This window comes from Bacillus cereus group sp. MYBK195-1 (assembly GCF_051916605.1).
GTDB classification, from domain to species: domain Bacteria; phylum Bacillota; class Bacilli; order Bacillales; family Bacillaceae_G; genus Bacillus_A; species Bacillus_A cereus.
The window spans coordinates 887,415-911,391 of sequence record NZ_JBQAGZ010000002.1 but is presented as its reverse complement, the minus strand read 5'-3'; the positions used below and the strand labels follow the sequence as shown (position 1 = coordinate 911,391).

Sequence of the window (23,977 nt, the reverse complement as noted above, 5' to 3'; positions counted from 1 at the left end):
TCTCACCCCTTCATTACACATAGTGCTTCCCATTCTTCACGAATCATGCCCATTCGAATAGAATCATAGTATGTTCCGTTATAATAACGACACTTTCGCATTCTACCTTCTAAGCTCATTCCTATTTTCTCCGCTACTTTCATCATTCGTTCATTGCCAGACCAAGTCGTGATTCCTACTCTACCAATCTCCATTTTTTCAAATAGCAAATCTCTATATAATGTCAATGTTTCTGTACCGTATCCACCATTCCAGTATGTTGGGTCATAAATCACAAGCCCCATCTCTAACCAACGCGTCGGTTTGTATTCCCAATAAAACCCGACTGTCCCAATGATTTGACCGTTATTTTCTATAATTAAATTTGACAGTGGTTCTTCTTTCAAACGAGTTTGCATCTTCTCTTTATAGGAAGAGTATTCTTGCATTGAGAACGGGAAATATGGCGCATCCCATTTCTTCCATTCTGGGCTTTCTTCTTTAAATATGAGATTCCATAATGTTTTTATATCTGATTCTTCAATTGTACGAATTGTAACTTTCTTCCCCTTTAATACAACGTTTTGCATAATTCCCTCCTGCATTCCTCTTTATTTCATATATAATTATAATATTTTTTCTGAAAAATCAAAACAAATATCATTTATTATATTGTATAATTTTGTTATAAGGTACCAATTATTGATTTAGAAAGCTGGTGATTCAATGAATAAACGATTTAGTATTGCTTTATTTCTTACTATTATTATGACAAATATTATTCTCTATTTCTTCTTACCATTAAGTATTGTTACGAAATGGGACTTTAATGGAACGCCTACATCAACAATGGATAAAAGCACTTTTGTAATCATAAATATAATTATATGTTCCTTCTTATTCTTTGTATTTTTAGCTTTATCTAAAGCAGCGAGTAACCAGAAATTTCTCCATTGGATCGGCAACACAATGTTACTATTCTTATTTTTTGTCGATATTGTCATCGCCCTCATCGCTCTTGGCTTTTCACTTCCTCTTGATCATTTCATATTTTTAGCATTAGGGCTTTTATTTATATTAATAGGTTATTTCAGTTCCAAAATTGATACGACTAAATCAACCGTTTCATTAGAATGGAATGATAAGTACCTTGAAAAAAGAGCTTCAAATATTAGTAGTATTTCAATGATGATAGCAGGTATTTTTTTAGCGATACTTCCTTTTATCGTTTCTGCTCCCTATAGAGGTTATGCTATACTAGCAATTCTTTTAGGAATGACGCTTATCATTCTGCCGAGTACGATTTATTTACTTATTAAAGACAGCAAGCAATCTACTCCTTTAAAAAAATAGGAGGTTATATCCCTCCTATTTCAGCTTAATGTTTTATTTTTCACTTTTTCTATCTCAACTAAAATCCCTTTCTCTATCCAACCCTCTACGCCATCTTTTTTAATTAAATCATATCCTGAACAGCTATCATCAATGAGAGAAACGATATCTCCCTTCCTAACGCTTATTTGCGCACAAGAAATATCAGTTTTCACTGTATATTCACCTGACTTAAGTTGTTTCATATATTCATTTTTTACAGTGAGCACATTATTCGTTTCCTTTTGTTTACATACGGTGTAATCTTGCACCTTCTCGATAGGCTCTATGTAATAATACGGATATGTCACTCCGCCCTGCATTTCTGAATTCGCATTAAAATCCGCTATTACTTCGTACTCTGGAAAATAGTCTACATATGTATAAGAAAACGTATCGTCCGTTTGTTTCCTCTGAATAATAAATACGTTTAACTGCCCTGCTTCTTTAATTGCATTTCCTCCATCAATTGCAATAATTTTTTTCTCCTTATCAATAACTGGATTATTAGACGGTGCTTCTTCAGAATAGTTCACGACAGGCCAATGACCGACTATTACATACTTATTTGCTTTATGTGATTGATTGAAAAACTCCGGCATTGCTATCGCATTTTTGCGCTCAGTTTCTTTCCAATCTACTCTATCTTCTAGACCGGCATGCACAAAAATATAATCTTCTGTTTCAATCGCTGTTGGCAACTCTGTTAGCCAATATAGTTCTTGTGAAAATTCACTTAACAATGCTTCTTTCACTTCACGAATTGAAGTGCCCTCATGAACTGAAAAACCCAATTGCTCTAGCTATTCATTAAAAATTGAATGCTTCCTCGTACATAAATAATTAATAAGACCAGGATTTTCATTTAGAAGAGCATCAACTAAAACTTCACAATTCCCTTCAACAACGTGAACCTTTGAATTGTTCTTTACAAGATTCATAACGTAGTTTACTACGCCTACGCTATCTCGTCCTTTCTCGCAAAGATCTCCATTAATAATTAAATAATCTTCATCTTTAAAGTTAACTTTATGTAGTGCTTCTTTTAAAAGATTTAATTCTCCATGAATATCAGATATGACAATAACTCTAGCATCATTAGGGATTGATAGTTTCTTTATTTTTTTCAAGTATAAGCGCTCCAATCATTCTCTTTATTAAATTAAAACAATTCGACAAAATACACTATATAACCTTTTCAAATACATATACCATAACTTACAACCTATTTACGGTTCAATAATAACTTAAAAAATAAGAAGAAGCTGTTCCCAACTTTTGCAGGACAGCTTCTTCTTATTTTTTATAGTTCTTTATAAAAAGAATAACTCACCTTATCATACCCTTCTCTTTCATAAAAACGATGAGCATCAATTCTTGAAAATGCTGACGTGAGGACGATAGACTCACATTCGTTTTCCTTTCCCCAGTTCTCTATATACGAAAGTAATACTTTCCCATGTCCTTTTGAACGATGTGCTTCTGCTGTTACAAGGTCATATACGAAAACGTGTTTCTTATTATAAAAGTTCGTACAAATCGCTACACCTGCAAGGCTAACAACTTCATCATTCTCATTACGCAGCGAAAATAGTTTATAATTTTCTTCTTTCATATTTCGAAATAAAGAGCTTGTTTCCTCTTTTGAAAGTTTCATTCGTAATTGCTGTAAAACAGGTAATACTTCATGTAATTGCTCTTCTGTTACTACTTCTTTAACATTCATTTTTAACTCTCCTCTAACTATTTATTTAATTTTCTAAATGTTATATCATTATTATAGAAAGTAACTGCCCTTCACTTAAGTGACAGTTTAAGTGTTTTTTATAAGGCCAGTTTTAAAGGAGAGTTTTATATGGATTTTACTATCCCATTGCAATTACAAAGTAACACACCTATTTACTTGCAAATTTACGAATATATTAAAGCTGAAATTATACAAGGGACTATTTCTGTCGGCACACGTCTACCCTCACACAGAAATTTAGCATCACAACTTAATATTAGCCGCATTACTGTTGAATCAGCTTATCAACAATTATTAGCTGAAGGTTATGTAGAAAGTAAACCGAAACGTGGTATTTTTGTAGCAAATTTCGATATTGACGTTATCCCAAATAAAAAGCGAAATGCAGCAAAGAAGACGAGCAATTTGATAGACGAAAAATTTGAATATGATTGTAGCCAAGGACTTATTGATCAAAATACATTTCCGATTACAAATTGGAAACGAGCATTACAAGAATCCATACTTACATACGAAAATGCACTATTTGCCAAAGAAGACCCTCAAGGTGAATTCGCTCTTCGAGAGCATATATCAACATATTTATATCATTCTCGCGGTGTCCATTCTTCACCTGATCAAATTGTGATTGGCGCCGGAACGCAGCCAATTCTCTGGCTACTACTTCAACTGCTTGGCCCTACAAAAGAATACGGCATTGAAAACCCTGGATTTCACCGTATACACGCAATCATTAAAAGCTGTGATAGACAAATTCATCCCATACCATTGGATGAAAAAGGGATTGATATTTCTAGTTTATACAATACAAATTCCAATGTCGCATACGTTACACCATCACACCAATTTCCGCTCGGGATTATTATGCCTTTATCTAGAAGATTAGAATTGTTAAAGTGGGCTAATGATTGCAGCGGATACATTATTGAAGATGACTATGACGGAGAGTTTCGCTACGCTGGTAAGCCGATTCCTTCTTTACAAAGTCTTGATTCAAATGAACGCGTTATTTATATGGGAACTTTCTCAAAATCTTTTTTACCTTCTTTACGAATGGGATATGTTGTTTTACCACCACACCTTTTAAAAACATATCAAGAACTGCATGGAATTTTCAAACAAACAGTCGCTACAATACAACAACTTGCTTTTGCTAACTTTATACAAAGCGGGAATTGGGAACGTCACCTTAATCGGAGTCGTACACTATATAAAAGAAAACATCATGCGTTAGTAAAATCCATTATGAAAGAAATGGGGGCTAATGTTCAAATTCTTGGCGAACAGTCCGGACTTCATATTGTTTTATGTGTCCATAACAGTATGAATGAAAATGAACTGATTGAATCCGCTAAAAAACAAAGCGTTAAATTATACCCACTTTCTCCATATGATTTCGTGAATGATTTACGTAAGGAATCATACGTATTACTCGGCTTTGGTAGTATTCCAGAAAATAAAATTGAAACGTTGGCTACATTATTAAAAGACGCTTGGTTTCCTAGTTGCAAGGAAACTTTTTAACAGTGGATTTAACTTGTAACATGTTAACAATTCAACAAAATAAAAAAGAAGGCTGTCCAAAATAACTTTTTGGACAGCCTTCTTCTAGTTATTCACCTGACCTAGCTTTCCTTCCCGGACGTTTCACACCAGTCGTTTCTGTTGAATAGGAAGCTTCGATTATAGCAGCTGGATCTACAGAGAGAACGAGATCTTTCATTTTCGGATAAATGAATCGGTTTGTAATGCAATAAATGATTCTCTTATGCTCCCCTAAAAAACCACCTTCTCCATGTAGATACGTAACAGATAGTTGCAATTCTTTCATAAGTAAATCGCCTATTTCTTTATTCTTACCAGAAATAATCATAACGCTCTTACCTTGATTAATACCATCTAATATAAAATCAATCATCTTCGTAACAATATAGAAAATTGCTAATGAGAACATCGCTTGTTCGATTGAAAATAAAATGGCAACAAAGATGAAAATAACTGCATTTACTGCAAGTAAAAATGTACTAATCGGTACATTAAAGTGTTTATTCATCCAAACTGCTAACATTTCCGAACCGTCAATTGCTCCACCCATTTTAACAACAATCCCAACACCAATTCCAAACAGTACTCCACCATAAAGTACAATTAATAACTCAGAAGTCGTAATTGCTGGAAATGGTTTTAAATAAATTAATCCGAGTGTTGTAACTACATTCGCATAAGATGTACGGATAAAAAATTTCTTTCCCATTACTTTTGCAGTAAATAATAAAATTGGGATATTAATTCCTAAGAACACACCATAAAGCGGCAATCCTGCAACTTTATTTGCCATAATAGCAATAGCCGTTACCCCGCCATCTACTAATCCATTAGGTGCTAAAATAAGCTCTAATGAACCTGCTACTATAATTGAGCCAATTGTTAATAATACGTATTCAAATACTTTCTTCATTCATTACCCCCAAAACTTATATATTTTCTTAGTATTATTTTAACGTAATTTTACTACTAATTCAAAGGTATCGATTTATATACACAAAAGTTTCTCCTTTATCACTATTTTTATGTAACACATGTAACGCGTAATACTAAAAACACACTTACAAATTAAAAGTAAGTGTGTTTTTAACATCTATTTAATCTTTACGTACGGCTTCATTTTTAATTTGAATATTTCCTCAACTGCCCTTTGATATCCACCGGCATTTCTAAGCGACTCTCCCACTTTACGACTATTCTCCTTAAACGTCACATCATCCATTACTTTCTTTACAGTCTCACGTAATAATTCAGAAGTTAACTCGTTGCGATTAAGTCTTATTCCTGCCCCTACTTCAGTCAATCGTTTTGCAACGAATGGCTGATCTCCTGTTACCGGAATTACAACTAATGGAACACCGTAATATAACGCTTCACTCGAACTATTCATACCACCATGTGTCACGAATACATCAGCATGCTGTAAAACTTCTAATTGCGGGACATAATTATACAACTTAAAGTTTTTCGGGATATTTTCAAATTGACTTATATTTATCTTCTTACCAACGACTAATACGACTGTCGCATCAACATCTTTAAACGCTTCAAAACATTTTTCATACAAAGCAGGTTGTTCATTAAAAACTGTTCCCATAGAAATGAAAATCACTTTTTTATTTTTTAAATCTTCGGTAGGAAAACTCCCCACTTCTTTTCGAGTAGCAATTGATGGACCTACAAATTTATACGATTCATCAAATACCTCTGAACGCGGCTGATATTCTTTTGAAGTATATACAATCGTAATATCACCAGGATGGTTCATAATATCATACATACTATTACATTTCATTCCATACTGCTTATTCCATTTTTGCATTCCCGTTAAACAAGATTGATATAATGGATCCATTTCATCTACTTGTCTCGATTCTTGCTCATCATGAAAATTAATGTACTGATTAACAGCAAACGTTGTACAGGATGAAACGCTTGGTAATTGTAAAATATTCGCTATAATACGTCCTACTGGAAAATGATTATCATATATTAAATAATCGTATTTTTCCTCTTTTGTTTCTTCTACAATTTGAGTAACAATACGCTCTGATGCTTCAATCATATGAGATAGCATCGTCAAAGGGCTCCCACCTTCATTTACTCGTTCCATAATATTAATTTGAGAGAGAAAATTCTCAAACACTCGGAATTCCGCACCTGTTGCTTCAACCTTCTTTCTATAATCTTCAATACAATAAGAAACAACTGTTTCCCCTCGCTGAATTAACTCACTTACAATAGCTAAAGTCGGATTAATATGACCTTCCCCAGGAAAATTTATTACGAGTACATTTGCCATAAAATTCTCTCCTATCCAATTAATATAATAAAATTAACAATTAATTATATTAATTAATTTAAGTCTATTATAAATGAATGCATTCTACTTCTTCATGCTTTTCTCTTCATTTTATTATTGAGAAATATTTTCTATAGCCTACATTATTGTGATTCACAATCTTATAAATGAATGCTTAATTTTACTTTTACTCTTCATAGATTTAAAGATACGAGTCTTACATTAAAGTATTACCACCATTATTTTTAGACAATTCATACAAAAATAGAGAAATATAATATTTTTAATGAGTTTTCACTATAAATGTAAGTATGCTTTCAATCTTTTTATCTTTATCCTCATAACTCATCATCTGTTATATAATGAATTTATAGAATTTCCAGAAAAAGGAGTCTTTTCATGTTACAACAACTATTCAATTCACCTATTCTATCCGTTCAAGCCTTGCACCCAGGTTATGAAGATCATGCAAGTGATGTTTTTCTCGTTCAAACAGAAGATACAGAAATTATCGTTCGTGCTTCTAAAATGAATGAAGAACCAAATAATGATTTTTGGTGGGGATGTAAAAATCTATTTGGAATTGATCCAAGGAACGTCCATCATTTAGAAACTGTACATACATTGCTGCAAGAACATACGAATCTTCCTATCCCAACAATATTAGAAAAACATGTTTTAAATGGCCGTGAATTTGTGGTGGTCGAAAAGTTAGTAGGTAACACAGTTCAATCTTTTATCGAGCAACCAGATTCTATTTTATTCAGCCTAGGAAAAGGACTTGCAGAAATACATAAATTTAAAGCCGATTTCATAGGAAATCCGTCAGGCAAGTTCCAAGTTCCACTAGATGAATTCCAATCACATATTTTAAACGTGAGTAAAGAGCTTGTGAATATGTTTTATTCCGATGATGAAAGCATACAAAATGCATTCCCTACTTTTGAATCACAACTTTCTTCCCTGTCCGTACCAAAGGAATCTACACTCGTCTTAATTGATATGGATCCTACTCAATTTTTATCTGACGGTACAACTATTACGGGTTTAATAGATACTGAAGCTTACGCTGTTGCTCCGCGAGAGCTTGATTTTATCGGACTAGAATATGTACTTACCGAAAAAGAAGCACATGCCTTTAAAAGTGGTTACGAAACAATTATGTCTATTCCTCAATTAGAAGAATATAGACAGCCTTATCGTTATTTATACCGACTGTTATCTGTGCAAGGTAATGTGGAATTAAAGAAATGGTTAAGTCACCCATCCTATTTTTAAATACAAATGAGAGGGAGTATACAATGGATATTCAGAAAAAGCGTTCTGTAACAGAAAGTGAAATACAGCAAATGAAGGATTTGGCTTATATTTGTGGGCAACAAGACAATCTTGATTACTCTTCAGATTTACATATCAACTTTTTAAAAAATCGAAATGAAGATTATATAAACGATTTTCTTCTTTATAACGGTACTCAATTAATTGGCGCTTTAAATATGTATGATTTCGAAAGACCAACAAAGCTTGAACTAATAGGCTTTGTACATCCTCATTTTAGAAAACAACGTTTCAGAACTATCCTTTTACAAACTGCAATGAAAGAAATACAAAATAGAGAGACAGATGAAGCTCTTCTTATTATTAATGGGGATTCTATTTCTGGGAATGAATTTGTAAAACATATGAAGTTACCATATTTATATAGTGAATATAGTATGGAGTTCAAAACAAACGAAATTCAAAAAACAATAGATAATAATATACAGCTTACTCTTGCACCTTCAGAATCACTTCTTGATCTTATTGAAATTTCTGGTAAAGCTTTTGGTGATTCAGTAGAAAATACGGCTACATGGTTACAAAAAATGATGAATTCATCTTCCCATCAAGTTTACAGTGCCCTTATTGCTGGAAAAGTGATAGGAACAATTACAGTTTCTAAACAAGAGCAATCTACTACACTATCAGGATTCGCCGTTCATCCTTCTTATCAAGGTAAAGGATACGGAAAAGATATTCTTTGTAATATAGTACATACTCTTATTACAGAAGGAGTTTCAACAATTGAGTTAGACGTCGAAACGAAAAATATCCACGCTTTAAAACTATATACACAATGTGGTTTTGAAATTAACACGAGGCATGACTATTATAATTTAATTAATTTTTAGGTGAATACATATGTTAAAAAACAATTTATTCTAATTATGATATTTTAGCAGACATCTATAATAAACATTGGGGACATTTTGTTGAATACTCCTATCCAGCCTCGTTTTACAAGATGCTCTTCCCTACTCTCGTATATTAGATCTTTGTTGCGGGACTGGTCATCTCTGCCGGTGATAGTTTAATTTAGTTGAACTAAAAAGTGTGTTTCGCAAAGTTTACTCCGTATTACATAACGAGGGTATATTCGCATTTGATATGAATAAAAAAATAAAAAAACTGAATCGAAATGATTCAGTTTTTTCTTAATATATTTACAATTGCAGTTGTTTCGTCATTTTCTTTATAGACACGCGGAATTCTTCTATCTAGCATACATGTAACTTCATAGTTTATTGTACCTAACATATCCGCTATTTCTTCTACTGCGATATTTTCTTCACCTTGTTTACCGTAGAATACTACTTCGTCTCCTACTTGTACTGGCATCGCTTTTGAAACATCCAACATTAACTGATCCATACAAACACGGCCAATAACAGGTACTCGAACCCCGTTAATTAACGCATAGCCTTTATTAGATAATTGACGATTATAACCATCAGCATAACCAATTGGTACAGTCGCAATCCATTCTTCACCAGTTGTTACATACGTATTCCCATAACTTACACCACGATTCTTCTTCGCATGTTTAATATGAGCTACTTTTGATTTTAACGACAACGCAGGCTGTAAAGAAACGACTGAATGATCCACTTCTTTTGATGGATACATACCGTACACTCCTATTCCAACGCGTACCATATTTTGAAATGTGTTACTTAATTCCATTGATCCCGCACTATTTGAACTATGAATATATGGTATTTGAATTCCTAATTCTTTCGCTGTATTAACAGCCTTTTCAAATAAACTTGTTTGCATATTCGTATATGATTTATTGATTTCATCTGCCGTAGAGTAATGCGTAAATATCCCTACTACCTCTACATACTCCATACGGTTTAATTCTTCTAAAAATGGTTTAACTTCTTCTTCTTGTAAACCGATACGACTCATTCCTGTATCAATTTTCACTTGAATTTGTACTTTCTTTTGAAGACGGTTTGCAATTTCATTTATACCATGTAAATCTTCTACTCTATAAACAGTCATCATAACGTCATATTGAATTACATCTTCTACAGCCGCTACTGGTGTGTATCCTAAAATTAAAATTGGTACAGTAATTCCTGCTTCTCTTAATTCTATTGCTTCATCTACAAATGCAACTGCAAGTTGATGTATTCCCGCTTCAATTGCAGCTTTGGCAACTTCAACTGCCCCATGGCCATACCCATTCGCTTTTACAGCAGCCATCATCTTAATTTCTTCATCATTTACATGTTTTTTAAATTCTTTTACATTATGTTTTACAGCGTTTAAGTCAATTTCTACAATTGTATCTCTTCCATATTTCAAACTCATTGGTCTAACTCCTAACTCAATAATTGCATTCCATTCTATTTCACGTTTCATATGACCTTTTACAATATAATACTTTTCATTATGCTAGTCAAACTACTAGAATTTTCGGAATTTTGAGTATGATATAATATCCTCAAGAAACTATTATATACGGAGACGAGGAGAATTACAATGTTTGTTCAATCTGCATTGCATCAACTAAAAGTTGCTATTGATACTTCTATTTATATGCTTAACCAATATAGTGAAAACGATTTAAAAATACAACCGATTCACTCAAAACGATCATTATTTGAAATGTGTGCACATCTTTCTCTTATTTGTCATGCTGATTTACTCATTTTAAATGGTATTTCAGAAAAAGAATTACATACCTTTTATATAGAACATACGCCCGTAACAGTTGCTCACATGCAACAAACGATGATTGAAGGATACAACCTTCTCTCTAAAACATTTCTTTCCTACTCCCAAATAGAATTAGCAGAAGTTATGACTGCCTATTGGGGGATTTCTTATTCGCGCTTTGAATGGTTACTTGAAATCGTTGCACACTTTTATCATCATCGTGGACAAATTCATATTTTATTATGTGAGCATATGAAAGATCCTCGCATTCCTTTATTTGAGTGATTTTCCACTCATTCATTAATTATAAATAGAGAAGCTACAAAACCAATAAAAAGTATCATTCCTAATAAAATAAATGTTTGAGCATAACCTCCTATTTTCATAAGATAAATAGAAATGATAGGTCCTATACTAGTGCCTAAAAATAAAATAAAAGTATATTCCCCTTGCTTTCCCTCCTAATTGACCTACAAGAGAAACTAAAGACGGAACGGATATAGCAATACCTATTACAAAACAGACACTCATCATTACAAGTAGAGATAGATCCGAAACAAAGCCCATTGAACTTAGACTAAAAATAGCAATCAACAATCCTCCTTGAAGAACCTTTCTTACTTCAAACCTCTTTGTTAAACGACCTGCAAGTGGTGACAGCAACATACCAAACAGCCCTGCTAAGCGAAAATAAAGGATTTGTTCTGCAGTTAAATTGTAAGTAGGAGAGCTCAAATAATTCCCTAAAACAGTATACATATTAACAAAAGCCATTATTAAAAAAGGATTTTTCACACTGACTAACTATTAGTTTTAAATAATTCGTAACTTCTTTAAGGCATAAGAAATTCCGCCTTCACTCGCCTTCGTTGTAACGAAATCAGCCCTTCTCTTCAACTCCTCTCCACCATTTCCCATCGCAACTCCTAATCCTACATACTGCAACATCTCAATATCATTTCCACCATCGCCAAAAGCAATGGCTTCTAATTTACTAATGTTTAAATGTTCCAATACTTTTTGAATTGCAGTTAGCTTCGATACTTTACTATCTTCCAATACATTTATAACGTAACCATGAAAACGCTCAAACGTAAGTGCTGGATATCTTTCAATGAATTTTTGAGCTTCTGTATCATCAGCATACAGACATATGCAATACATCTCATCTGATAAGTTTCTAACTTTGTCAGGATACCGCTCTAAATTTAAAGTTTCATTTAACGCTCGTATGACACGTTCATCTTTGGAAGCAATATTATTCATTGCAAATTCTTCTGTAAAGTAAGAAACACTGTGACCATGTAATTCAGCAAAATTTGAAATATCATGAACGATTTCGCTTGAAAGTACTGATTTATGTATAACTTCTTCCCCACATTTTATATGTGCACCATTTGCTGAAATAAACGTATTTATACCTAGTTCCTTAAATTGTGAGCATAAACTATATGGTCTTCCAGTTGTAACAACTACGTGAATTCCTTTATCTATTAATCTTTGTACCGCTTCTTTTGTACTTTCGTGCATGCTTCTATCAATCTCACTTAATAACGTACCGTCAACATCGAAAAATACAACTTTGTACATAAGTCTTTACATCCCGTCCAAATGATTCGTATCATTAATGAAATGCACCGTTTTTTGTTCACCCTCAATTTCAATTAAACTTATTCCCGTATCTCCCATTTTGAAATAGTAGTCCATTGAAATTGGCATTTTGAAAAATGCACGTAATAGACTATTAATTACGCCGCCATGGGCAACAATTGCAATTCGATCATATGTATTCTCTATCATAATTTTAGAAAAGATTCCTTCTATTCTCATTCGAAACTCAATAAATGACTCTCCGTTTTCAAAACGGTCATGAAGAAACTTTGGCTCTGGGTATTTCTTTGCTTCTTCAAATGATAAGCCAGCTTGTATTCCATTATTAAACTCCATTAATTCCTCTTCTAATTGAATTGGACAACCAATTGCTTCTGCTAATATTTCACCCGTTTCGCGAGCGCGTTTTAATGTGCTTGCCCAAATGAAATCCGGTGCAAAATCTTTTTTCACTTTCTGTACAAGTCTTTGTACTTGTTGTCTCCCTTTTTCAGTTAACTCGAAATCAGCTCGACCTTCATGCACATGTAAAATATCAGCTTCTGATTCTCCGTGGCGTATTAGTAGTATTTGCATGTTTCTCTCCCCCTTTATTTAACATTCATAAAATTCCATTATATCACATTTTAAGATTCCAAAATAAAAAAGGAACGGTCTCCCGTCCCTCATCCATTCACTTTTTCCGCATCATTCCAATAATATTTACTAAACGCTTCTGTTAACACATCAATTGTGTTATATAATTCATCTAACGTATTATCAACACCACCAACTTCAATTAACATCGCATTTTTCGATAAATCTTGATTATAAACGCCATTTCCATCTTTTTTATACTTTGGAAAAATCCCTCTACTTAATCCGTAATAGTTTTCATCTAAATAACTATTGATCGCTCTTGCAATTTTTTCATTTTCAGCATGGCCTTCATTTTCCATCCCAATTATAAAATATAATCTTGCATACGATTTTCCGTTAATTACTTTTGTTGTTACTTTCTTACGCTGATCGTCACGGTGTATATCAATCGGAAACCCAATTTTATTATTTTGTGCTAATGCTTCTTTTACATATTCATGAGACGCTTTATATGATTGCGGCCATTTCCATTTTTTACTCGCTAATAAATCACCCATATTCGTTTTATCATGAACTACCGGAATTCCTTGTCCTTCAAGTTGCTCTTTCATACGTTTCCCTAGTAAAGACACATTTACATCTGGGCTAGATGAATCAGTTGCCCCTGGTAATAATGGAAAGAAGGATTCCCAGCTATGTGTATGATAAATATATACTGCACTTTCACCTTTTTTCGCTCCGTTCTTTTTCTGAACCGGATTATTCTTTTCCGCTTCTGTAACTTTATCTTTTGCTATTTCCCGTTCTTTCGTTACTTCTTCAATCGGTACACTAGATTCATTTGGGATATTCGTCAAGTTTGTCCCTTCCCCAGCTACGATAATATTAGAATAATACTTTGACATACCAGGTACTTCTTTACCGACGAATGTTCTTAAATCTTTAATTTTCAAATCTGTCGCGATAGAGAACATTAAATTCCCAACTGACTCTCTTTTATTCTTCTTAAAATAATCAAATCCGTAATAGCGATTCTCACTTTCTATCATTTGAACAAAACCTTGCATCGATACTTTTCCAAACCATTGATTTGCATAATTCGATTTCATTGTATGTAAAAATGACGTCAAAATCGACGCTATCATAATTACTATTAGCGCATATAAAAGGAGTAACGAAATCAGTTTCTTCCCATGTATTCGAGTTGCATACTTTTTCACTGCATCACCTTCTTTATACATGGATATGTACAAGCTTTTCGGAATATACGCAAAAAAAAGAGAAATGGTATCCCATTTCTCTTCCTCACTTTTATTGTTCTTTTCCTGTATCATTTGAAGGTAGTTTCTTCACTTGTTTTTCTTTAAATATTTCTCCAATTGCCCCAAGAGTACCAAGTGTTTCAATTGCATTAGACGGAATAAAGACTTTATTTGCTGGTCCTTTTGCAACTTCAGCTAATGATTCAAATGATTTGTAAGCAAGTATACGCTCATCCAAATTCGCTTCACGAAGCAATTCAATACGATTTTGTTCTGCTTTTGCGATTTCTTCAATTGCCCTTGCTTCCCCTTGCGCTTCTAATTCTTTTGCTTCTTTTATACCTTCAGCTTCGCGAATACGCGCTTCTTTATCCCCTTCAGCCATCAAGATTTTACTTTGCTTTTCCCCTTCAGCACGAAGGACTTTATCTTGTTTTGCTGCTTCAGCTTCTAAAATAATCGCACGTTTATTACGCTCAGCCTTCATTTGTTTTTCCATTGATGCTTGCACATCTTTTGGCGGGTTAATATCAACAACTTCGACACGTTCAATACGTACGCCCCATTTTTCTGTTGCTTCATCAAGCGCTAAGCGGATTTCTGTTGAAATTTTTTCACGACCAGATAACGTTTCATCCAGTTCCATTTTACCGATAATTTGACGCATCGTTGCTGAAGTAATATTACGAACACCATATTCATAGTTTGAAATACCATATGTCGCAAGTTCTGGTTCAACAATTTGATAGAAAATAATAGTATCAATTTCTACTTGAACATTATCTTTCGTAATTACCTTTTGCGGTGGTACATTCGTTTGTTGAATACGTAAGTCATGATATACACGAACACGATCTACAATTGGTATTAAAATATTTAACCCTGGGTGCATGATACGTTGAAACTTACCAAATCTTTCAACAACCCCAACTTTTTGCTGAGGAATAATTTTAATTGTTAATGCGATAAATGTAACTACAATTAGTGCGAATATAATCGTTAACGTTAATGCTACCATATTTATTCACTCTCCTTTTTCACTTGTAATATAGTACTATGCCTCTTTATAACAACGACTTTTTCTCCAGCATCAATTGAAGAATCTGCAATAGCTGTCCAAGTATCTCCATCCACTTTCACAATACCATTCGCTTCATTTGTAATCGCTTGCATAACAATCCCTTTTTTACCAACAAGCATATCTACTGTATCAGTAAAACCTTTTGCTTCTCGAAAGTTTTTTGAAATTCTTTTCGTAAAGAATGTCAAAGTTAAACTTACAATTGCACCAACAGTAACTTGTAACAGTAGTGCATCAGGAGCAAACAAAGCAATAAGACCTCCGACAACAGCTCCAATTCCAAGCCAAAGCATGTAAAATGTAATCGACAACATTTCTGCGATAAATAAAATACCAGCTATTATAAACCAAATTACCCAAGCAGCCATATGCAACCCTCACTTTCTTTCTCATTTTCTATATGTATATGAAGAAAAGAATGGTTTATCCGCCCTTTCTTACACTTGGGCGTTTGCTACAAGCTATTGTACATACTCACTGTTACAATGATCATTAATATAATACTATATCAATATATTCTTCATTATACATGAAAATCCCTTTCAAAAAGTGACAAAAAATTAAATTCTTTAAAAATTTTAATTTTTAAATTACAATTATTCTAATTAGTAAATACTATTTTTTATAGAGGTGATAATCTTATTGAGAAACCTGTCACTAATCTACTATTTAGGTTCCAAAATATGCATTACTCTCGCTGACATCGTATATGTAATGATTATTACAACTCATATTTATATAGCAACTAAATCAGCTACTATTACTGCTCTTTTTCCATTATTACAAGTTATCACAAATCTAATTGCTAACATCTCTGCACCACTTATAATAAATCGTTTTCCATCTTATACGCTGTTATATACGCTCCAATGGCTGAAAACAGTCTTTTTACTATTATTAATGATTTTGTTCCCGGTCTTATCCACAAACATTATAGCTCTATTAACTTTTATTTTTGTCATTTCATTATGTAGTGGGTGGAGTGCTCCGTTATTATACGGTATTCTCCCGCGCCTTACACCGAAAGAAAAATTAGTAAAAGTAAATAGTATCTTTTCCTTTTCAACACAAATTGTGCAAGCCGTTGCTTATTCATTTACGAGTATTGTCGTTCTTGTCATTGGCGCTACTTCTACACTCATGATTAATAACATTTTAATGATTTTCGGATGCATTGCATTACATTTTTCATTACGTTCCATACATACTGAAAGAATAGCAGATTCTCCCTCTTCCAAAAGTACTGTTTTATTGGAAGGTTGGAAACTCCTATTTCAAAATCCTTCTCTCCGTACCGTTACATATATGGACTTAATCGAAACTTTCGCAGGGACAATATGGATTGGTGCTATTACGATGGCATACGTTACGACTATCCTTCATAAAGGCGAAGAATGGTGGGGATATATTAATACAAGTTATTATGTTGGCACGTTAATCGGTGGTCTATTAGCATGGAAAATGAGTTCCTATATTCAAAACAATTTAATACGATCTATGTCGATTGGCTCTCTTATATTTAGCATTCTTACATTTTTATATGGTATGACGAGCAGCGGATTTATTGCGCTTTTTCTATGTGTTCTAATGGGACCATGTTATCAAATTAGAGATATTTCCCAAACGACTGTTTTACAATCAAGTATCGCCCCTGCTTTATTATCCAAAATGTATACAGCACATGGTGCACTTCTTTCAACAGCCTCTGGACTATCTATGCTTAGCATTGGCATTATTACTGATATGTTCGGTGTTCGTACAATTTATATCATCGCTTCTATTCTTATTTTATGTTCCGCTTGTTTATCTTTTAGTTTATTAAAATATCATAAGACAGAGCAGAACGATATTTCACTTTAATCACTAAAACAAAGAGAACAGGGATTCCTGTCCTCTTTGTTTATTCTATTCATGATAAGTTGGGGATTTTTCTATGCTTTGTCGCTTGTTCAAAAGCATAAGCTAGCTTAATTAATATCCCTTTAAAGAAATTCACTTTCCTTATTTAAACACCTTTAATTTCCCGAAAAATAAAAAAAGTCTGAAGCGGATTAAACTTCGCTTCAGACTCTTACATTACTGTGCGTATACTTCATCTAACAAATGTAAAAACTCACCTTGTTTCCCAGCTAATTCAGGGCATTTTGCAATATCAACCCATTCGTAGCAAAATACTAATCCTTTATCTTCCTCACCAGCACTTACAATATGTTCCCAAGTATCCTTTACATCTGTTAGTAAAGTTACATGAAAAAAGTGGCGTTTTTCATATTCCTGTTTTTCTTTCATATGTATGATGTAATCTGCTAAAAAACGTTCTATGCATAAATGACGCAATCCGGATTCTTCCTGTACTTCACGCAATATAGCCGCTTCTAACGTTTCACCTTCATCAACCGTTCCTCCTGGCACTTGAATACCAGCTTCATGTATATCACGATGTTTAAAAACAAGTAATTGCATAACCCCCTCTTGTTCTCTTGTAATATATGCATGTACTTTTTTCTTATATAACATCGTCATTGTACGTCTCTCCCCTCAATTGTTCACTCTGTTACTTCTTCAAGCGTCAGTTGATTATCATACAAATATGTAGCTTGTGGATTTCCCACATACCTTACGTGCCATGGTTCATATCGATAGCCCGTAATCGTTTCTTTCGCTTTTGTGTATCGAACAACAAAACCAAATTTATGGGCATTTTCAGAAAGCCACTGACCTTCTTTCGTTTCCCCAAAAACCGTCTCTAACTGAAATTTAGCAGATTGAGACGTAATATCCATAGCTAGTCCAGTTTGATGCTCACTTGTGCCAGGAACCGCGCTAGACATTGCTGTTTTTGCTACCCCGTCTTGTTTTTTATACATCGTATTTAATGCTTTTTGTCGATCAAAAGATCTAAATCCAGAAACTGCAAAAAGAAAAATACGCTCGTTGTCAGCCTGCTGAAACATATCCTCAAGCGCCCTCGCAGCCTCTTTTCTCATCTTTTTCTTTTCTTGATCACCTTCACTAGAGTAGCGCACTTTCGGAATAATTAAATCTGGCGGTCTATACCCATCTGGTAAACGCCTACTTTTATTTACAAGTACAAGCATTGAATTCGGATTATTAATTACCGCAATATCCCCATCCATATTAGCAATCGTTTCTTTCGCTTTCGGAAATATGCTATTTACACTTACTTCCCGCGCCTGCTTATCCTTATACATTTTATAATTGATTCCTGCTACTCCAATAATAATTATTGCAGCTACAATACCAAGTAGTGCCCATCTTTTTTTCATATAACGACCTCTTATTTTAATAATTTGGCCATTTCATACTCATCGATGCCCTTTCCATCGATAATAAGAGCAGCTTTTTTGACACCTTCTTTCTCAAATCCAGCTTTTTTATATAGTGCCTGAGCTCTTGTATTGTGGGCCATTACTGTTAATTCTAAACGCCATACATCATGTAATTTTGCCCACTTCTCAACCTCTTTAAACAATCTCGTTCCAATACCTCGCCCGTTATACTCTTGCAAAATACCAATTACAATGGTTGCCACATGCCTCTTTCTTTGAATGTTATTTCCATTCACTAATATAAAACCTACTATCCGCTCATCTTCAACTGCTACAAATATTGTTGCATATTCATTTTCCATAAATCGATGGATCATTTTTTCTTGTTGCTCAGCTGTAGTTTTCCTTTCTCCTGGTTCATATAACATAAACTTCGTTTCTTCATCTAATTGCTTACTTAATTGCAAAAATGATGCTGCATCTTCTATTTCGATCTCCCTAATCACTTCAATCACCCTACCAGTTTCATAATAAAAAGTTTTCCTTATAAAAAGATTTTCTCTACTTTCCCGAAAATACCTTTGTAAATCTCCTACTATAAATTGACAAATTTCGATATTACTATAACAACGACAAATTATGTCTATTCTGTGACGTCTCATCATTACAAAGAAAAAACGCAAGCATTACACTTACGTTTTTTCAAAAATACTGTGAACTCATCCTCATCAGGTGAGGTCTCTCATCAATTTAAATTTCACTTTATCCATTCACTTTTTCTGCCTGCCAAAAATATTCACCAAATGCTTTAGCAAGTGCATCAATTGATCGATTCAATTCTTCCTCTGTATTATCTACACCGCCAACTTCTATTAATATCGCTTGTCCTGATAGGTCTTGATTATAGATTCCATTTCCTGTCTGGAACCCTTTTTGAATGACCCCACGGCTCACTCCTGGATATTTCTTATTAATCGCCTCATGTAAAGCTGTCGCTAATTGTAAGTTTTTTTCATAGTTTTTATTTCCTTTCCCTACTACAAATGCAAGCTTTGCATATGATTTATCTCCAATTGTTTTTGTCGTTACATTCTTTCGGGCACTATCACGATGCAAATCAAAAAAGTATTGAAGATCTTTATTTCCAGCCATAGCTTGCTGCACAATTTCTCGTGACATTTTATACGAACTATTACTGTTTAAACCTTTACTTATTAACTTTTGACCAACATCACTCTTATCGTTAGTAGCTCCAATCCCTTCACCTTCTAGTTGTTCACGGAAACGATCTCCTAATATAGAAATATTCGATACAGAACTCGTTGCTTTATTCGGATTCGGGTCATTCGTTAAGTTAAGTAAAGGTAAATAAGATTCCCAGCTATGTGTATGATAAATAAACGCAACTTGTCTCTTCCCAGTCGTTTGGGACGGCTGTTTTTTCTCTTTACTCGTATCTTGTTTAGGTACTTGTCCAGTTCCACTAGTCCGTTCCTTCACCACTTCTTCAAGAGGAACACTCGACTCTATCGGTAAGTTAGAATAATTTGTACCCTCACCCGCAATAACAATTTCTGTATCGTACTTACCAAACCCCGGGAGCTCTTTCCCGACGAAACTGCGTACATCATTAAAGCGAATATTTGTAGCCATAGAAAAGAGAAAAGAAGAAATTGAAAAATCTTGATTCAAATTTCGATACTCCTGTGTAAAATAATGATTCTCTTTTCCAAGTACATACATGTAACCATTCATCGATAACTCATTTAACCAATTATATAAATACGTTGACTTTGTCTCTTTCATAGAGGTTACCATCATACTAATAAGAAAAAAAGTCGCTAGCATTGTAGTAATAACAAATAAAACTAACTTACGCATACTTGTAAACTTCATAAAAAAAAAGCCCCGATTCATACTATCACCTCTCTATTTCAAGTTATGTACAAGCCCTAGAGAATAGACCGTTAAAATTTCGGCTATATTGTTAATGAGGTGAAATGAATTGAAGCTATTAATAGGAATATTACCAATCGCTCTATCATTCATTTTTTATTTGTCCGCTAAGCAACCAAAAATCTCTATTGTGCTACATATTTCTGCGTACTTGGCACTGTATGTACTCGGTATAATTATTTCCATTAATATATACGATGTTTTAATACAAGATTTAGTTTTCATGACGAGCATTCATGGAATTTTACTGAATCCATTTTTCCTTATTGCAGGAGCGTATATAGGAACATACACTTTGTACCTACTTTTGTCTCACATTATTATGAAAATAAAAAATGGAGCGTAATGAAATGCAACCACCATTTATCTGTCATACATGCAAAAAAAGAATTATGAAAAAGAAAGATCTTATTACAGCCACATGGTACTTCCGCTTTTATTTATTTCACAGTGATTGTTTTAAACGACAGCAAGTGTTCATCTCACGATTTCTCCCTGTGAATACACTTTTCAATTCCTTTCTTATTATATATGGACTTATTTTTGGCAGTATTCTTATGATTACAGAACCATCTATTATTTGGCTGACTTTCTTTTTTCCCATTTTTTATCGGTTTCTTTCTTATTATTATGTTGAACGTTTTTTCTCTACATAACGCGCAGACTGACCTCTCGGAATACTTAAACATTCCCACTCATTTTCTTTTAACATCTTCCCAATGTATATAATCTGACCAATATGCAATGCATAATGAGCAATTTGCCTTTCAATTGCTTGCATGACAGTATGTGCTTCACCGCGAATGTATACCGTCTTCAATAAGTGTTCCGGCGTTAAAGTATTCATCGTATTAAAAACATATTTCCATCCTTCTTGCCAAGCTATAAGGGTTTCTTCTTTTGAGTGATAGCATCCTTCAAATTCACCATCTCGATTACGATCTGTTTTTTCACCATCAGACGTTAAAAAATCCGTCCATCTAGAACGCATATTACCGTGAAGATGCTTAATAATAATCGCTATACTATTTGTTTCTTCATAAGAAGACCATTGTATTTGTTCATATGATAATTGAGAAAGTGCCCGCTCCCCTTGTTTCTTTGTTGCTTTAAAGTTCGAAATCGCACATTGCAAATATTCTCGTCCGATATCCATATTAGCCCCTACCTTCACCCTAGCTAATTTTTGTTCCATTTGGCAATTCCATATTAGGCTGAAGTAACACAACATCACCAGCTTCAGGAACACCACCAAGCACAAGTACTTCTGATTTGAATCCAGCTACACGCTTTGGTGGAAAGTTTACAACAGCAACGATTTGTTGACCGATTAAATCTTCTGGACTATACCTTTTCGTAATTTGAGCACTTGACTGCTTTATCCCGATTTCTCCAAAATCTATTGCTAGTTTAATCGCTGGTACTCTCGCTTCTTTAAATTCCTCTGCATGTATTACAGTTCCAATTCTCAAATCCAAATTTAAAAAATCTTCAAAATTAGCCATTTATCATTCCCCCCAATTATTACTTAGACAAAATACAAAAATCCCCTTCAAAAAAAGAAAGGTGCCTAAGCACCTTTCTTTTGTAATTCACTTGATTCATTTGATTTATAGAAGAAGAAACCGAGAATCCCGCCAATACATGATGGAATTAACCATCCGATTCCTTCGTTATATAACGGTAACATTTGTAGTACATTAGAAATCGCGTCAATTTTAATTTTCGCACTTTCTAAACCGTTAAAGAAACTAATTAACAATGCACCTAAAATAGCTCCAATATAAATTGTATTACGCTTCCCAATCCACTTATGGAAATACGAAAGTACAATTAATACAATTGCAACTGGATAAATGATCATTAACACAGGTAATGTTACTGCGATTAATTGTGTTAAACCTAGGTTAGATACAATTAAACTAAATACACATACCATTGTTACAATCGTTTTATGCGAAAGTTTTGGGAATAAGTTTGTAAAGAAACCCGCACACGCAGATGTTAACCCAACAGAAGTTGTTAAACAAGCGAGTATAATAACAAGCCCTAATAAAATTTTACCACTCGTCCCATATAGCTCATTTACAACATTCGTTAAAATAAGACCACCGTTTTCTGAGATACCAAGTGATGTGCTTGTTGAACCAAGATAAGCAAGCGATAAATAAATTAACGTTAAACCAAGTACAGCGATAATACCTGATACTACTGTTATTTTTGCAATTTGACTACTCTCTTTTATCCCTTTAGAGCGGATAACTTGTACAACGACAATTCCGAATACGAGCGCGCTAATTGCATCCATCGTTAAATATCCTTGAATAAATCCACCAAAGAAAGCATTTTCTTTGTAAGCAGCTAACGGCGCAGCTGGCTCTCCAATTGGATCAATAATTGCCTTTCCGACAATAACAGCGACAATTAATACTAATAATGGTGTAAGAAACTTTCCGAACCAATCCACTAATTTAGATGGATTTAATGATAAATACCACGTTATTCCGAAGAAAACTATCGTGAAAAGAAATAGCATGTACCACTCTGAAACCATTGCCTCTGATAAAAACGGCTTCATACCCATTTCAAACGAAACAGCTCCAGTACGAGGAATCGCGAAAAATGGTCCAATTGCTAAATAACTAATCAATGGGAAAATAAACGCAAATATAGGGTGGACTCTAGAAGATAGCGCTTTCAAGTCCCCCTCTACAAACGCGACAGCTGTTACAGCTAGTAGGGGTAATCCGACTCCCGTTACAAGGAATCCTATTGTAGCAATCCAAACATTCTCTCCTGCTTGTTGACCTAAAACTGGCGGAAAAATTAAATTTCCTGCTCCTAAAAATAATGCAAATAGCATTAAACCAATTGCTACCGTATCACCTGGCCTTAAACGTCCCTTCATGCTCTTCATTTGCATAGCACTTTTTCATTGTTTATCTCTATATTTTACAATATGCTATGCATCCTCCTCTCTGCTCAAGATGATAAAATATGCCCCTTACAAAGCAGTGTCTTTCTCCATAATTTCTCCATTCCCCTTATTTTTACTCTAATCATTAATATAATTATTATTTTAATTTTTGATTTTTTTGAATTTTTAAATCATTAGAGTGTTATTACGTGGAGTATAGTTGTCAGACCTCTTTGTTTTTATCACACATATAGTAACATATTTAGTTGCAAAATAAAAACATATTTTCAAATTGATTTTTTTGAAAATCGAAATTGTCTACATTTTTTATTCTCTTACACAAATATTGT

Annotated in this window: 25 protein-coding genes and 3 pseudogenes; 9 read left to right on the top strand and 19 right to left on the bottom strand. The window is 33.8% G+C overall.

Annotation, left to right across the window (positions count from 1 at the left end):
- Window positions 1-2: 2 nt before the first annotated feature.
- Window positions 3-569 carry a GNAT family N-acetyltransferase gene (locus ACTFRY_RS14390; protein ID WP_098616374.1) on the bottom strand — a complete coding sequence of 189 codons (567 nt, stop codon included), beginning with the start codon at window positions 567-569 and terminating at the stop codon, window positions 3-5.
- Between the two features lie 136 nt (window positions 570-705).
- Here ACTFRY_RS14390 and ACTFRY_RS14385 point away from each other — a divergent pair, with 136 nt between their 5' ends.
- A complete protein-coding gene (locus tag ACTFRY_RS14385) occupies window positions 706-1,332 on the top strand; it encodes a DUF1648 domain-containing protein (protein WP_016117662.1) in 627 nt (208 codons plus the stop codon).
- 20 nt (window positions 1,333-1,352) lie between these two features.
- On the opposite strand, the pseudogene ACTFRY_RS14380 reads toward ACTFRY_RS14385, so the two are convergent.
- A pseudogene (locus ACTFRY_RS14380) lies at window positions 1,353-2,480 on the bottom strand (metallophosphoesterase).
- 173 nt (window positions 2,481-2,653) lie between these two features.
- The gene (locus ACTFRY_RS14375) at window positions 2,654-3,076 is read right to left on the bottom strand and encodes a GNAT family N-acetyltransferase (protein ID WP_001101111.1); all 423 of its coding nucleotides are present in this window, start codon (window positions 3,074-3,076) and stop codon (window positions 2,654-2,656) included.
- Between the two features lie 129 nt (window positions 3,077-3,205).
- Between ACTFRY_RS14375 and pdxR the strand changes: the two genes are divergently transcribed.
- On the top strand, window positions 3,206-4,621 hold the full coding sequence (gene pdxR, locus ACTFRY_RS14370; RefSeq protein ID WP_098616375.1) for a MocR-like pyridoxine biosynthesis transcription factor PdxR: 1,416 nt from the start codon (window positions 3,206-3,208) through the stop codon (window positions 4,619-4,621).
- Between the two features lie 88 nt (window positions 4,622-4,709).
- Here pdxR and ACTFRY_RS14365 read toward each other — a convergent pair whose 3' ends face one another.
- Window positions 4,710-5,555 (bottom strand): YitT family protein, encoded by an 846-nt coding sequence (locus ACTFRY_RS14365; RefSeq protein ID WP_000755125.1) that lies wholly within the window; start codon window positions 5,553-5,555, stop codon window positions 4,710-4,712.
- A 180-nt stretch (window positions 5,556-5,735) separates the two neighbouring features.
- On the bottom strand, window positions 5,736-6,944 hold the full coding sequence (locus ACTFRY_RS14360) for a macrolide family glycosyltransferase (protein ID WP_098616376.1): 1,209 nt from the start codon (window positions 6,942-6,944) through the stop codon (window positions 5,736-5,738).
- Window positions 6,945-7,343: 399 nt separating this feature from the next.
- Between ACTFRY_RS14360 and ACTFRY_RS14355 the strand changes: the two genes are divergently transcribed.
- The 3 genes and pseudogenes from ACTFRY_RS14355 to ACTFRY_RS14345 form a co-directional block, all read left to right on the top strand.
- The gene (locus tag ACTFRY_RS14355; protein ID WP_086392201.1) at window positions 7,344-8,222 is read left to right on the top strand and encodes a nitrate reductase; all 879 of its coding nucleotides are present in this window, start codon (window positions 7,344-7,346) and stop codon (window positions 8,220-8,222) included.
- 23 nt (window positions 8,223-8,245) lie between these two features.
- Window positions 8,246-9,115 (top strand): GNAT family N-acetyltransferase, encoded by an 870-nt coding sequence (locus ACTFRY_RS14350; protein WP_098616377.1) that lies wholly within the window; start codon window positions 8,246-8,248, stop codon window positions 9,113-9,115.
- 23 nt (window positions 9,116-9,138) lie between these two features.
- Window positions 9,139-9,287, top strand: a pseudogene (locus ACTFRY_RS14345) (class I SAM-dependent methyltransferase); the annotation flags it as partial.
- Between the two features lie 120 nt (window positions 9,288-9,407).
- Here the strand turns inward: ACTFRY_RS14345 and alr are convergent.
- On the bottom strand, window positions 9,408-10,583 hold the full coding sequence (gene alr, locus ACTFRY_RS14340; protein ID WP_098616428.1) for an alanine racemase: 1,176 nt from the start codon (window positions 10,581-10,583) through the stop codon (window positions 9,408-9,410).
- Between the two features lie 171 nt (window positions 10,584-10,754).
- Between alr and ACTFRY_RS14335 the strand changes: the two genes are divergently transcribed.
- Window positions 10,755-11,216, top strand: a complete 462-nt coding sequence (locus ACTFRY_RS14335) for a DinB family protein (protein ID WP_000498002.1) — start codon at window positions 10,755-10,757, stop codon at window positions 11,214-11,216.
- Window positions 11,217-11,224: 8 nt separating this feature from the next.
- Here ACTFRY_RS14335 and ACTFRY_RS14330 read toward each other — a convergent pair.
- The 6 genes and pseudogenes from ACTFRY_RS14330 to ACTFRY_RS14305 all read right to left on the bottom strand — a co-directional run.
- Window positions 11,225-11,711, bottom strand: a pseudogene (locus ACTFRY_RS14330) (MFS transporter); the annotation flags it as partial.
- A gap of 33 nt (window positions 11,712-11,744) precedes the next feature.
- The gene (locus tag ACTFRY_RS14325) at window positions 11,745-12,521 is read right to left on the bottom strand and encodes a Cof-type HAD-IIB family hydrolase (protein WP_000278972.1); all 777 of its coding nucleotides are present in this window, start codon (window positions 12,519-12,521) and stop codon (window positions 11,745-11,747) included.
- A 6-nt stretch (window positions 12,522-12,527) separates the two neighbouring features.
- Complete coding sequence (locus tag ACTFRY_RS14320) at window positions 12,528-13,118, bottom strand: histidine phosphatase family protein (protein WP_001166452.1); 591 nt, start codon at window positions 13,116-13,118, stop codon at window positions 12,528-12,530.
- 89 nt (window positions 13,119-13,207) lie between these two features.
- Window positions 13,208-14,455 (bottom strand): stage II sporulation protein P, encoded by a 1,248-nt coding sequence (gene spoIIP, locus ACTFRY_RS14315; protein ID WP_000613904.1) that lies wholly within the window; start codon window positions 14,453-14,455, stop codon window positions 13,208-13,210.
- Entirely contained in the window at window positions 14,433-15,401 is a 969-nt protein-coding gene (locus tag ACTFRY_RS14310; protein ID WP_000226253.1) for an SPFH domain-containing protein, read from the bottom strand. Before ACTFRY_RS14310 ends, spoIIP (ACTFRY_RS14315) begins: the two co-directional genes overlap by 23 nt.
- A 2-nt stretch (window positions 15,402-15,403) precedes the next feature.
- Window positions 15,404-15,832 carry an NfeD family protein gene (locus ACTFRY_RS14305; protein WP_000741974.1) on the bottom strand — a complete coding sequence of 143 codons (429 nt, stop codon included), beginning with the start codon at window positions 15,830-15,832 and terminating at the stop codon, window positions 15,404-15,406.
- A gap of 274 nt (window positions 15,833-16,106) precedes the next feature.
- On the opposite strand from ACTFRY_RS14305, the gene ACTFRY_RS14300 reads away from it, so the two are divergent.
- Entirely contained in the window at window positions 16,107-17,324 is a 1,218-nt protein-coding gene (locus tag ACTFRY_RS14300) for an MFS transporter (protein ID WP_141541460.1), read from the top strand.
- 216 nt (window positions 17,325-17,540) lie between these two features.
- Here ACTFRY_RS14300 and ACTFRY_RS14295 read toward each other — a convergent pair whose 3' ends face one another.
- From ACTFRY_RS14295 to spoIIP (ACTFRY_RS14280), 4 genes are all read right to left on the bottom strand, one after another.
- Window positions 17,541-17,987, bottom strand: a complete 447-nt coding sequence (locus ACTFRY_RS14295) for an NUDIX hydrolase (protein ID WP_000178293.1) — start codon at window positions 17,985-17,987, stop codon at window positions 17,541-17,543.
- Window positions 17,988-18,010: 23 nt separating this feature from the next.
- Window positions 18,011-18,751 (bottom strand): M15 family metallopeptidase, encoded by a 741-nt coding sequence (locus tag ACTFRY_RS14290; protein WP_000747644.1) that lies wholly within the window; start codon window positions 18,749-18,751, stop codon window positions 18,011-18,013.
- An 11-nt stretch (window positions 18,752-18,762) separates the two neighbouring features.
- Window positions 18,763-19,260 (bottom strand): GNAT family N-acetyltransferase, encoded by a 498-nt coding sequence (locus ACTFRY_RS14285; RefSeq protein ID WP_136986782.1) that lies wholly within the window; start codon window positions 19,258-19,260, stop codon window positions 18,763-18,765.
- Between the two features lie 256 nt (window positions 19,261-19,516).
- A complete protein-coding gene (spoIIP, locus tag ACTFRY_RS14280; RefSeq protein WP_001079280.1) occupies window positions 19,517-20,671 on the bottom strand; it encodes a stage II sporulation protein P in 1,155 nt (384 codons plus the stop codon).
- Window positions 20,672-20,759: 88 nt separating this feature from the next.
- Between spoIIP (ACTFRY_RS14280) and ACTFRY_RS14275 the strand changes: the two genes are divergently transcribed.
- Window positions 20,760-21,056, top strand: coding sequence for a hypothetical protein (locus ACTFRY_RS14275; RefSeq protein WP_000770736.1), 297 nt, complete (start codon window positions 20,760-20,762; stop codon window positions 21,054-21,056).
- Between the two features lie 4 nt (window positions 21,057-21,060).
- Window positions 21,061-21,366 (top strand): hypothetical protein, encoded by a 306-nt coding sequence (locus tag ACTFRY_RS14270; RefSeq protein ID WP_033682818.1) that lies wholly within the window; start codon window positions 21,061-21,063, stop codon window positions 21,364-21,366.
- Here ACTFRY_RS14270 and ACTFRY_RS14265 read toward each other — a convergent pair.
- The 3 genes from ACTFRY_RS14265 to brnQ4 all read right to left on the bottom strand — a co-directional run bounded on the left by ACTFRY_RS14265 (window position 21,339) and on the right by brnQ4 (window position 23,618).
- Entirely contained in the window at window positions 21,339-21,905 is a 567-nt protein-coding gene (locus ACTFRY_RS14265; RefSeq protein ID WP_136986066.1) for a DUF1572 domain-containing protein, read from the bottom strand. The genes ACTFRY_RS14270 and ACTFRY_RS14265 overlap by 28 nt on opposite strands.
- Window positions 21,886-22,215 carry a chaperone CsaA gene (gene csaA / locus ACTFRY_RS14260; protein ID WP_001263017.1) on the bottom strand — a complete coding sequence of 110 codons (330 nt, stop codon included), beginning with the start codon at window positions 22,213-22,215 and terminating at the stop codon, window positions 21,886-21,888. Before csaA ends, ACTFRY_RS14265 begins: the two co-directional genes overlap by 20 nt.
- Window positions 22,216-22,280: 65 nt before the next feature.
- Complete coding sequence (gene brnQ4, locus ACTFRY_RS14255; RefSeq protein ID WP_011110049.1) at window positions 22,281-23,618, bottom strand: branched-chain amino acid transport system II carrier protein BrnQ4; 1,338 nt, start codon at window positions 23,616-23,618, stop codon at window positions 22,281-22,283.
- Between the last annotated feature and the right edge of the window lie 359 nt (window positions 23,619-23,977).